The sequence below is a fragment of the Burkholderia sp. SR8 genome (genome assembly GCF_052851275.1).
Genome location: NZ_JAULUC010000029.1, coordinates 70,499 through 82,319, shown reverse-complemented (window position 1 = coordinate 82,319; position 11,821 = coordinate 70,499). Strand labels below are relative to the sequence as shown.

General features: G+C 58.1%; 11 protein-coding genes. 1 reads left to right on the top strand and 10 read right to left on the bottom strand.

The window, feature by feature from the left end:
• Window positions 1-46: 46 nt before the first annotated feature.
• A complete protein-coding gene (locus Q3A80_RS27685; RefSeq protein WP_446331998.1) occupies window positions 47-274 on the bottom strand; it encodes a hypothetical protein in 228 nt (75 codons plus the stop codon).
• Window positions 275-279: 5 nt separating this feature from the next.
• Between Q3A80_RS27685 and Q3A80_RS27680 the strand changes: the two genes are divergently transcribed.
• The gene (locus Q3A80_RS27680; protein WP_446332002.1) at window positions 280-549 is read left to right on the top strand and encodes a TatD family hydrolase; all 270 of its coding nucleotides are present in this window, start codon (window positions 280-282) and stop codon (window positions 547-549) included.
• A 511-nt stretch (window positions 550-1,060) separates the two neighbouring features.
• On the opposite strand, the gene Q3A80_RS27675 is transcribed toward Q3A80_RS27680, so the two are convergent.
• The 9 genes from Q3A80_RS27675 to Q3A80_RS27635 form a co-directional block, all read right to left on the bottom strand.
• Window positions 1,061-2,287 carry an aminotransferase class I/II-fold pyridoxal phosphate-dependent enzyme gene (locus Q3A80_RS27675; protein ID WP_446331997.1) on the bottom strand — a complete coding sequence of 409 codons (1,227 nt, stop codon included), beginning with the start codon at window positions 2,285-2,287 and terminating at the stop codon, window positions 1,061-1,063.
• Between the two features lie 57 nt (window positions 2,288-2,344).
• Window positions 2,345-3,694 carry a diaminopimelate decarboxylase family protein gene (locus Q3A80_RS27670; protein ID WP_446331996.1) on the bottom strand — a complete coding sequence of 450 codons (1,350 nt, stop codon included), beginning with the start codon at window positions 3,692-3,694 and terminating at the stop codon, window positions 2,345-2,347.
• Between the two features lie 32 nt (window positions 3,695-3,726).
• Window positions 3,727-4,485 carry an ABC-2 family transporter protein gene (locus Q3A80_RS27665; RefSeq protein ID WP_446331995.1) on the bottom strand — a complete coding sequence of 253 codons (759 nt, stop codon included), beginning with the start codon at window positions 4,483-4,485 and terminating at the stop codon, window positions 3,727-3,729.
• Window position 4,486: 1 nt separating this feature from the next.
• The gene (locus Q3A80_RS27660) at window positions 4,487-5,293 is read right to left on the bottom strand and encodes an ABC-2 family transporter protein (protein WP_446331994.1); all 807 of its coding nucleotides are present in this window, start codon (window positions 5,291-5,293) and stop codon (window positions 4,487-4,489) included.
• Window positions 5,286-6,194, bottom strand: a complete 909-nt coding sequence (locus Q3A80_RS27655) for an ATP-binding cassette domain-containing protein (RefSeq protein ID WP_446331993.1) — start codon at window positions 6,192-6,194, stop codon at window positions 5,286-5,288. Before Q3A80_RS27655 ends, Q3A80_RS27660 begins: the two co-directional genes overlap by 8 nt.
• A gap of 39 nt (window positions 6,195-6,233) precedes the next feature.
• Window positions 6,234-7,340 (bottom strand): amidinotransferase, encoded by a 1,107-nt coding sequence (locus Q3A80_RS27650; RefSeq protein ID WP_446331992.1) that lies wholly within the window; start codon window positions 7,338-7,340, stop codon window positions 6,234-6,236.
• Between the two features lie 9 nt (window positions 7,341-7,349).
• Window positions 7,350-8,627 (bottom strand): adenosylmethionine decarboxylase, encoded by a 1,278-nt coding sequence (speD, locus tag Q3A80_RS27645; RefSeq protein WP_446331991.1) that lies wholly within the window; start codon window positions 8,625-8,627, stop codon window positions 7,350-7,352.
• Window positions 8,628-8,736: 109 nt separating this feature from the next.
• The gene (locus Q3A80_RS27640; protein ID WP_446331990.1) at window positions 8,737-9,723 is read right to left on the bottom strand and encodes an NAD(P)-dependent oxidoreductase; all 987 of its coding nucleotides are present in this window, start codon (window positions 9,721-9,723) and stop codon (window positions 8,737-8,739) included.
• Entirely contained in the window at window positions 9,720-11,135 is a 1,416-nt protein-coding gene (locus Q3A80_RS27635) for a phenylacetate--CoA ligase family protein (RefSeq protein ID WP_446331989.1), read from the bottom strand. Before Q3A80_RS27635 ends, Q3A80_RS27640 begins: the two co-directional genes overlap by 4 nt.
• Between the last annotated feature and the right edge of the window lie 686 nt (window positions 11,136-11,821).

Sequence of the window (11,821 nt, the reverse complement as noted above, 5' to 3'; positions counted from 1 at the left end):
GTTGTCTTTGAATAAAAGGCGTCGGCGAGGTGAGAATGGACGGCTCCTATCGCTTCAAATCGACCTTGCCGGCGCAACGCAAGGTGTTCGAACCGTCGTAACTTGGAGCAGAGAACTCGGCGGCAAGACCCTCAGCATCCAATCCAGAGGTGCCATGAAGGAGGTATTGACCATCCTTCTGAAAAATCCGGGGTTCGGCACGGCCATGCTTCATTGGTTCAGCGGAACCTTGGTCGAGGTGGAAGTTGCCATACATCGAGGTGGAAGTTGCCATACAAAATGGGCTGCTGGTTCAGCTTGGGCCCTGCTGCGTTTGCCAGCACAGCGGGGCGTGCACTCGCTGCTAGGCTTCCCCGAGACAGAGTCGTTCCCGAAAGCGATGGTCCATTCGCGAGCGCGGGTGGCGCAACGCTTCAGCCATGGAGTATGGCCCGAACTGCGCAATTGCTCGGATCGAGTTGGGGCTGCTCAGAATCGGAAACGCTGGCGACTCTAACGGAGAACAGTCGGAAGTTGCTTGAGCTAATGGGGTGGCCGAACAGTCGGTGAATTCCAGTCGTCGCCGACGTGCAGGCCTAACGACCCTCAAATACGGCGCGCACATCATCGGGAAGCGGCGCATCAAAATCGTCTCCGATAGCTGTGGCTGACTAAGGCGAACAGGTTCCGGTCGGGATGCCGTGCAGGCTTGATCGATGGCATTCACCACTCGGTTCCAACTGGGTGCGCGAACGCAGGCAAGCGATGCTTCCAAGGACAATTTTTCTGAGAATTTCCGTGCCCAAGGGCATCTTTTCTGAGACGGGTGGCATGCGCTCGTCTCAAAAAAGACGTCCAAGTCGTTGATTAATATAGGGTGCCGAGGACATCTTTTCTGAAAGCCCACAGCCGCCCACAACGTCGGCGGTACCGTTCTGCAGCTTGGTCACGAGCTCGCAAACTTCGAGAGGTGGTAATTGAACAAATACGGCACTTCTGATGCGCCGATCGACGCGGCGTGGCCTCGAGGCGCGGTGGACCGCCGATGGAGACAACTTTCGCCAATCCGCCGCGCTGCGATTCACCCGACTTTACGATGGAAGGTAGCCCGCTCCAGGATGCGTAGCGCGGCGTTGAATCGTCGGGCAGGTTTCATCATGCTGAGCCGGATACGACGTTGGCTTTCAGGCTTATCGTGGGAGGCCCAGAAAAACTGCCTTCCCGTCAACGCGGCAACGCCCATTGCGTCGAGACGGGCGCACGCATCGATATCGGTCAAGACATCCGATCCGGTAGTTAGCCACTCCAGTCCGATGACAGAGTGAAGGCTTTCGGGAGCTGTATAGAGGCCAGAGCCGGCCAACGCGGCCCGCAGCAGCATCCGCCGCTGATCGACCAGGGACCACAGCACGCTGTGTATGCCCACTTGCTGCGTCCGTTCGAACGCGCGCGACAGCAGCAACAGCGATATTCCCGAGGCGCACAGATACACCTCGTTGTACAGCGTTTCGAGTTCGTTCGCCAGATCCGGCGATCCATAGATAAGGCTCGCCTTGGTATCCAGCGTCGGAAACGACTTTCCGGTATCTTCAAACGCTATAAAGCTCACGCCGGATCGCAATAGCAATGCGACATCGTCGAAGAGGTCTCGGTTGTACATCCGAAAGCTCGAGTCGACCACCAGCACGACCCCATAGCGCGCGCACAGCTCGGCGATCGCGGAGAAATGCGCTGGCGTCAGGCAGCGCCCGGTCGGATTGGACGGCGACACGACGAACAGCGCTCCTGCTTCGCTGCACACGAGGTGTTGTTCCAACCGATCGATCGGCGTGTCGCCGAAGATCAAGCGTTCATCAACGGGATGCAATGCCACTTCGCGACGGTGCAATAGTAATGCGAGGTTATCGAACGTGGGTTCGACGAGCGCGGTCGATAGCCGCCGGCGTCGCAGCAGCGCGGCGACGAGTTCAATGGAATTGGACGCAGTCGGACAGGGACGGCAGAACGGCAACTGGGCAATCGAATGTACTCCGCTCATCGCGCAAAATGCCGTAATAAAGCGCTGCTCCCAGTCTTTGGGAGTCTGTTCGGCTGCTTCTCTCCAGAGCGAGGCCATCTCGTCCGGTAGCGTAGCGAGCGCTACAGGCAACTCGTGATACGCATGGCCGCTGGACAGATCCGCGAAGCGCTCGAATCCGAGCATTTCCTGCTCCGTTAGGGATTGCAAGTGTACGTACTGCGCGAGCTGCCGCTCACCGGCGGAATCAGGACTGTTCCCCCGGTGCAACGGAATGACTTGATGCTTCATGTTTTTCCTCGACTGGCTAACGCGCGATCTCGCGCTGGTTGTTCTGAGTGGTCGTGGCTACGCTGGAAGCTCCGTCGCGCTGTGGTCGGATGACTGTTCGGCGCGACGGACAAGACGCGGATTGCCATGGCTTGTGATCAGCAAAACCGCAGGCTGCGTGAATCCGGCAAAGCGATTGCCAGTGTTGTAAACATAGGCGCCGGCATGGCCTATCTCGACGATATCGCCGACCTGGGATCTCTGCGGGAAGCGAAACAGATCGGCCCCGTCGCCGGCTTGAACGTCGCTGGTCGACGATTGGTACACATCTGCGGAATCGCACAAAGGGCCGGCCACGCGCACGAGCATGGAGTCTGCATCACCCGCCCGCAGCGAATGCACGGGATAGCGTGTTCCGACGATCGCCCGGTCTGTGAGATGGCAGTATCCGGCATCGAGAAATAGCCAAGTACTTTCCGCCTTCCGCTTGAGCGCAGCGATCCGGCAGTAGAGAGCGGACGCGCGCTCGACGAGAAATCGCCCGGGCTCGAATACGATGGCCAACCGTTCAGGGAGCCGACCGATTTCGCGACACAGCGTATCAACACCAGAAACGCGGAAGTAATCCACTTCATCGGAAACGAAGCCACCACCCAGATTCACTTCTCTCAGTGTGTCGAATCCGGCATGCTCGATAGCGGATACTGCGTCGATGACGACATCGATGAGGCGTGAATAGATGGTGTCCAGCCGACCGCCGGAGCCCACATGGACATGAATCCCCCGCAATGTGACCAACGGATGCAGCGCGCGAAGCTTGTCCAGTGCATGAGACAAATCCGTTTCGAGGATACCGAACTGGCTTTCCTTCGCCCCCGTCATCAACGCCGTGCCGCCGCCCGCGACGATATCGGGGCAGATGCGAAGGTGAATGTTCGCCGACCGGCTCAGCGCTGATGCGCGCGCCGCGATCAGTTCAAGTTCTTCGATGGCGTCCACGTTGATCCGCCGAGTTCCGTTGTCCAAAGCCAGATCGATAAATTGCACGGACTTTGCTACGCCATTGACGTAGATCTGATTTGCGGAAAAGCCCGCTGCTACGGCTTGCCGGTATTCGGTCACACTATTGACTTCGGCATGAAAGCCCTGCTGCCGAATCAACGACAGGACGGCGGGCGCCGGACAGGCTTTCACCGCATACGCGGCCGTCGCGGGACCCGCGCATGCCGCCGCGGCGAAATGTTGAAACCCGGCGGCGAGCCGGAGCAGCGCCGTCTCGGAGTACACGTGCAAGGGGGAACCATACTGATCCATCCACTGCGTGATCGCAGGTGGGGTGATCCAGGGATCGACGCCGGCGAGCCGAGGATTTGTAGAAGTGCCATTTTGGCGATCGCAGGTGGCGGCGCCGTCGTGATGTTCCGACATGTTGATTTGCTGTCCGTATGAGAGGTTCAACATTAGCCGCCGGGCAGGCTGAACGACCGCATCATGTGTGACTCGATGACATGATGGAGAAGGGCCAGCACCAACGTACCCGCAGTGAGGGTCACCGCCACGCGATAGTCGCCAGCGATTAGAATCGCACCGGCCGCATTGGCGCTGAACAGCAAGGGTAAGCCGATGCCGAGCGCGATTTGCCATGCGCCCCGCGGCATTACACTTGGCGGAAGGAAGACCATTCGGCTAAGTTCGGACACCATGAAATCGGCCGGCGCCAGACGCTGCGTCACGAGCGCGGTGACGGAGACCACCGCGAATACCACGATGATGGAGAGCACGCCAACGGCCAGAACCGCGAAGCCGCCTATCCAGGCTTCGATCGGACGATGAGGCTGCGGATCGATTAGCGGCCAGCAGCACAGCAGCGCGGCGACAGGCATCAGAAATCCAGGCTCTGACCAACGCAGCAACTGGAGCGCACGACGTCTTAACGGCATGATCAGCATGGGCTCCAGAAGTCCGCGGACCAGCCGATGGTAGTACTGATGGATCGAGCAGACGAAGCATTCAGCCGTCAGGGTCACCATCGTTGCCAGGTAAAACACGAAGATCGCCTGTTCCCGGGTCCAGCCGTTAAGCGTGTCCGTGTAGGTGAATACCGTATGCAGGTAGAACAAGGTCAGGAGCTGCGTGGCGGCCTGGATCGCAGTATACGAAACGTAGTTTCCCAGGTAATGAACCTGCTTTGCAAAGGCCTTTTGAACAAGCACCAGCATGTCAGCCTCCTCCTCCGGTGTAGGTGCTGATTGCGCGACGCCACATCACCCTGATGACGAGCGCGAACAGCAGGACGTAAAGCATCGCGGCGCCTAGTGCGGCGGCACCGGCGCGCACGTCGCCGTTGATGATCAGGGACGCCGGCGCAGCAATGAAGTACTGGAACGGATTAAACGCCATGAGCGGACGAATGAACTCCGGCCAGTAGCTCGGCGGAATGATCGCTCCGCCCAAGAACGCGGTGATCGTGGTCACACAGGCCAACACGAAGTCAGCTTGCATCAACCAGAACGTCAGAATGCCCAAGACGGCACCGATGCTGAAGCTTAGGACTGCGCCCGCGAGCAGGAAGCCGACAATCAGCAGCCCATAACCAACCAGTTCGTACGGCGACTGAGGCAACCGCTCGTGATTGTTCAACCAGTAGAACACGCACAGGCTGAGCACTGGTATCGCATACAGCGCACCGCCGCCCAGATAGGCCGCGAATTTCTGTCCGATATAGCCGATCGGTCTAGCCAGTTGTGTCTCCAGCCTTCCCTCAATGATTTCCTCAGAGATTTCCTGCACGAGGTCGTAGCAGTTGTTCAAGCGGGACAGGAAGATCGTGAAAGCGCAGTAGTAAAGAAGCTGCTCCAGCGTAAACCCGTGTATTTGCTCGTGTGCGCCATAGACCGCGTTCCAGACGAAGAACTGAATCAGGAAAGCGACGCCAGTGGCGATGAAAAAATCGACGAACAGGACGCCGCGATCCACCAGCAGGACGCGCAGACCATTGACGGCGAAAGGGCGGAGCCGGTCAATCATCCTCGCCTCCTGTACCGACCACCAGCGCGGAGTTGCAGAACGTTTGCTCCTCGTCGTTGGTCATGCCACGTGCGCGGAAGATCTCGATGATGCAGGACTCCAGCATGGCGCCGTTGTCTCGAGACACGCCGAATTGCCGGAGCAAGTCGTCAATCGCCTTGATCTGGAATACGTTGCCGCCCTGGATGAACGCTATATGCGTGCAGCAGGCCATCAAGTCGGTCACGTCATGCGTCGTGAGCAGCGTGGCCACCTGCCGTTCCTCGACAACACAATTGATCAGCGCCCGAAGTTGCTGCTTGGACTCCATGTCGACGCCGATCGTTGGTTCGTCCAACAGCAAGACGCGAGGGCGATGCGCCAATGACAGCACCACTTCACATTTAATGCGCTCTCCGAGGCTTAACTGGCGCACAGTCCGGTCCATCAATTTGTCGATACGAAGCATGTCGGAAAAGACGGCGACGTCTTCGCGAAACGCATCGACCGGCACGCGATAGATGCGTCGGATTGCGTCGAACGAGTGCCGTACTGGCAGATCCCACCAGAGGGATGTCTTATGCCCGAATACCGCGGCAATCTGTGTGAGAAACTGCGAGGACAGGCGTCCCGGTTCATGCCCCAGCACTGAAATCCGGCCGTTGGAGGGTTTCAGGAGACCCGTCAGCAGCTTGATCATGGTTGACTTGCCGGCCCCGTTCGGGCCCACCAGCCCCAGGCACTCGCCGGCGCGAATCTGGAAATTCACGTCGTCGAGTGCCTTATACGTATGGAAGGTTGGCTGGAGCAGTTGCCGCCACAGTGGCCCCTCGTGACAACGGGTCCTATAAATGCGGCTGACGCCAACGACGTCGACTGCGACGGTGCTGCGCTCCGATCCGCGCAGGGCTTTTTGATTCATTGATCGACTCCAGCAATAGTCTTTGGCTTCGTTCGCCGTTCAACCGCGACGCACATCCAACGTGGCGCAGTGGAACGATCCGCCAAAGGTCTGGAAGTGCTTGAACGGTAGCGGAATGGGTTCGATCTTCCACGACTTGAATGCCTGAATCAGCGCGTGCTCGTTTTCCTCAACCAGAACATGGCGTGGATCGAGCATGATCACATTCACGCTGATCCAGCGACTCGTGAAAAACAGCGGATGATCGGGAGGCAAGCCTGATGGCGGCGGCACCAGCACTTCCCAGTCGGCGAAGTAATCCGGAAGCTTCGACACCCACGCGCGATTGACCAGCACGCGTCCGGGCGCGATCGGCAGGAGCGTAGTATCGATGTGCATGGGGCCGGCATCGTCGAAGGTATACATGTGGACGCGATATTCTTCGCCGAGTTCGCGGGCCAGCCATGTTGCACCGGAGCGATTCGTGACGTGACTGTACTGTCCGATGATATCGCGCCCGATACGCACGAAGTCGGCCGCGTCGAACACCGGTTCGCTTTCCGTGAGGACAGACTCGAAGTGTTCGACCGTGCTGTCATAGTCTCGGCGATACAGCGAATCGGCAAGCTGCGGGCGTGGCGCGGCACGCCATCGTGCCCCGCGATCAAAGTAGTCCTTAAGAATATCTCGATACGCGAATGCCTCGAAATAGCGGTCGCGCCAGGCCATGGGCGTTTCAATGATGCTCTCGCCAGCTGCGAACAGGCCGTCGCGCGGCATGGCGGCATACAACCCGCCCCGGCTCGAGAAGAACGGTGTGGTGAACGGCGCGTCGAGTCCCTCGAAATTGGGTCGCTTGACCGTGATGCCAAGGCGAACGAGAAACTCGGCGAGCCCATCCACTTCACGGCGCGCTTTGTCGAGCAAGCCAAGGTCGAATGTCTGTCCCTGCTTGCGGATGAACTCCTGATGGGACTTGCGCGGCAAGGGTGCTTCGATACTGACGTGCCAAGTCGGATACTTCGCCGTTTCGATTGTGCCGACAATCACTTCCTTGAGCGGGTCCCATTCGTTGTGAATCGATACAGGGCTGGTTCGGCCTTCGGCGGGGATCGAGGGGCCGTTGGTATTGAACAGTTCCGCTACTTGAAGTTTGAAATCTTTCATGGACAGTCCTTAGTTGGCAGTGTAGACGCGTCGACGAAGTCCGAGTGGAAGCACTGTGGCAGCGGCAATCAGATTGCTGTCGATGAAGTGCGGTGTGTACGGCAGTGTTTTCAGAGTGTGTTGCATGGTGGCCACCGGATCCGGCGTAGCGGCATTGCAGCCGATGACCCAAACCCAGTCCTGCTCCGTCAGCTCGAAATAAACCGCGTTGGAGAATGTGTCCGAGAAGCGTTGGAACGTATGAGCTAGCGTCTGGTTGCGCCAGAAGCTGGCGCAACCTGCCTGTGAAATGACGACACCGTTCGGCTCGAGCAGATCGCGCAGGTCTTCGAGAAACTTGCGTTGGTACAGTCGATTGTGTCGCTGATCGGAATCGAGTTCTTCATCCGGCAGGTCCATCACAACGATGTCGAAGCGCTGGTTTTCGGCCCTCAGGCGGTCGACAGCCGCTGAGCCATCTTCGAACAGCAAGTGGACGGCGTCCGTCCCTTTCTCATAGCGTTCCACATCGCGCTTGCTGTAACCGTAAGGGAGGTGTTCGGCGCACAGATCAACGCACCGACGGTCGATGTCCACGTGCACGACGTGCTCCGCACCGCACCACAGCGCCAGTTGAACGACGACACCCTCGCTCGACCCAATGACGAGAACCCGCTTACGCTGACCGGCCAGCAGCGCGGCCGGGATGAACTGCCCTTCGTGATAGATAAGCTGAGTCAGCTCCGAGCTCTGCCGTTCACGGTTGCAGAACAGCGTCATGCCGTGCGCCGTGCGGGCAATGAGCACATCCTGATATGCCGTACGTTCCGCTGCGACGACCTCCTCGATTTCCCAGACGCGTGCCAGCCCGGACGACAGTTGTTCCTCGATGTGGGTGGGCCGGCCGTCCCCGCGGGCGGTGCGCCGAATGACCCGGTGCGACACGTTGACGCCTTCGATCAGCGCTTCGATCAGCGGTTCCGGATCGATTGTGCCGCACGTAAAGGCATCTGCCATCAAAACGCCTTGTTCAGGATACGTATGGATACTCGCATGGGATTCCGCGAGCACGGCCACGACCGTGATGCCATTGGGGGAGAACTGCACGGCATTCAGTTTCAGCAAGGTGGCGCCCACCTTGCGTACCGCCTTCTCCATGCGCGTCTTGAGTGCTGCAACATCGTTGAGGATGTGATGCGGAACACCCCACGCGTCCATCATCATATGGATTCCGCTCGGCAAATATGCTCTATCGTCGCTAAGCGCATGGGTAGGTGGCGGCGTGTCGTCCAGAAGGTAGCGAGTCATAAATTCGTCCGTTTTTGATTCAGAGGGAAAAATCGGGCACACGGGTGCGGCGTCGTGCGCCTGAGAAATACGGAGAGGCTAAAATTTTCCGCGGCTGAAACGGCGGCAATTACTCATTTCGGACATCGCCGATCAGTTGGCGCAGCGCCATCGGGAGTTGTCGATTGATGGCGTCAACCGATTGCGCCGCCAAATGCGATGTGGCCACGAACTTCGAACAGGGAAGCTCCAATAATCCTTCGGGATCCTGTGTTTTTCCGGCGTTGCGGGTCCACTCGCGGTAGTAGCCATCCATATAGAGCCGGGCCAGTTGCCCTTCTTCGAGCGCTCGCCGCGCCGCTGCCGGATCGATGGTTCGCGGATTCGAGAAGCAATGTAGGCGCAGGTCCGGACGGCATGCCGCGAACATCGTTGCATCGATCATATGATGTGTTTCTGGGGAATAGCTCACGTGCATGCTGACGACATCGCATTCCGTAACCATCGAGCGCACGGGCATGAAATGCACGCCGTACGCTCGCTCAAGCGCCAGCTTGCGAGTCCTGCTCGCATACGCGATATTCCGAACGCCCAGCGCGGCGAGACGGCGCGTCAGCGCCTGTCCAATGTGTCCGAACCCGATGATGCCGATTCGGCTGTCCTTCAGCGTTCGCCACGGCGTCTGCAACCAGCGGCCGCCTTGTCGCACGCCTTCCGCGCTGCCGACGGCATCTGCGGCATTGACGATGATGGCGCCGAGTGCGAACTCCGCGACGCTGTCCGCGTTGACATGTGGAGTGTTAAAGACCGCAATGTCCCGGGCCCGCGCGGCCGCCTCATCGATGAAAGAAGGGATGCCGGTGCCGAGCAAGGCGATGCGGCGAAGCGCGGGCATGCGCGCGAGGCTGTCGGCATCGATGTACTCCGGGCCGCCGAGAATGTAGTCGGTTACATTGAATGTACGCGAGAAAATGTCTTCCGGATTCAGAGGCGCTACGATCTCGATGACCTCAGCAAACCTGCCTGCGATCAGCCGCCGTTGCGCGTCGGTCAGACATACGCCAGTTACCATCAATACGTGCGGTGGCACGGGAGCAGTATATGAAGGCATGTTCATCGGCATCCATCCCACGTCCGGAGCAGTATCCTGCGCTTGTAGCTCGGAAGTGGCGGTAATACGTCGTGGCGCTGAGCCTTGAGTTCAATGCGCTGACCGACGAGATGCGACAACCGAGCTTCGAGTGCGGCAAGTGCAGCGTCCTGGTTGGATGCACTGCCGGGCGACGATACGTAGTGGAGATCGATTAGGGTAGCGGAACACTGGACCAGGCGATATTCACTCATGCCAGAGCGTTCGTCGGTGAGGAGCGCATCGCAAGCTGCCAGCACCGATGCGGTGGGAACGTAACGGCCATCGGCTGCGATGAGCGCATCGTCGCGCCGACCGTGCAAGGCGTCGAGTCCGCGAAAGCTGCGCCCGCAACTGCACGGCGCGTCCGAAAGACGCGTGAGATCGCCATGATCGTATCGGATCAACGGCATCAGGTAGTTTCCGAGGTCCGTCACGACGACGCGGCCGACACCATCGCTGTCCGCATCGGCGATTTCCACATAGACGCCGTCCTCGACGACGTGATGTCTCCCGTCCGAGCATTCCGTCGCGATGAACCCGATTTCTTCCGAACTGTATTCATCCAGCACCGGTACATCGAACAGGCGGCTGTAGCGATCCCGCTCCCCACGGCTGCTCATTTCGGAATTCGTCGTGACTACCTCAATGCCGTAAGGGCGCAGCGATCCGATGGTGGCCAGCATCGGCAGATAAGAGGGCAGCGTAGTCAAGATACGCGGCCTCAGCTTTTGCCAGTGAGCCACCAGTCCATCGACTTGCTCCAGGTCCATCAGGCGAAAGACCCGGTATTTACCCAGCGTCGACGAGTACCAGAAGCCGCCATGATGAAGCGTATAGATCCAGTCTTGTGGCGTCAGCGATCCTTTCGTCGCTTCGTGAAGAAAGCGCATCTGCTCGGCGAAATCTCGAATCACATCGTTCTGATCCAGCCAAGTCGTCATGGGCACGCCGCTCGATCCAGAGCTCCGCGTATTGAATTTGGCGATGTGGTCGGCGCCATCGACTAGAGTCGAGCCAAACTCCTGCTGCGTGACGGCGTTCTTGCTGACGATCGGCAAGGCGGCGAAGTCCTTCCAGCTTTGAAGCGCGCCTAACGTGTAGCCGGAAGCAACGTACAGGTTTCGGTAGAACTCGACGTTTCTGAACGCATAGTCGACAAGTGTGCGAATCTGGGCCAGTTGCTGTTCGCGAATCTGCCGGACAGGTGTGTAGGGAGCCGCCAGCAACGCGTCGCGATGTTGCCTCCAGTGGGACAGAGCCGCCATCTGCATGAAGGACGTATCAGCCTGCGAGTACTCGTTCAAGGTCGCTTGCTTCATGATCTGCGGAATATCGCCGTGATGAGACTGGGTGTCATATATCAATGAATCGGCACGTTTTTCTGATACACAAATCATGAGGCCACTCCGAAACACGGTTATATGTTTGTGATGGCGCGTCAAACAACTGCGGCATCGCTGTGAAGTGCTTTAACTTGATTGGAAATAGTGTGACTTGATAGGTCGTGTCTCTATTTCATAGTATAAAAAAATTTGTGGATTATTGTTAAAAGATATGCGACTGGCCGATCGAAAAAATTTTGGATACGTATGTGCGTACCTTCATACAGCTGCACCTGGTCGCGGAGACTGGCCTTTGTTCACACATTCGATCGGAATTTGCTCGAAAGAGGATATATCCGGTCGTCTCCGCCACAAGCCCTAGGAGAGGTGGATGCGGGCCATCGGCAACGATTGATTCTCATATTCTCCATTGTGGTTACTCGGTTCGATTGAGTATTCGGGCAAAATATCTCAAATTCCTTCACTGTTAAAATTAGTGAAATGTTGCGAGACTGTACATGCGAGAGCGTATTCAATAGCGCTCTTTGCGCTGTCACTCACGTCATGATCGGACTCGATAGGATCGTTGTGCAATTGCATCGAAATATATAGGTTGTGCGTATGGGAGTTCATTTTTTGTACTTTCTTGTTTGATGTCTATACGCGGTCTAGAGAGCGGCGTGGACATGACGTATCAATAGATCTGATATGCAGGCCCTGCGCCCGTGCGCAGCACAGGACCGGATGCCACTGACAATGAT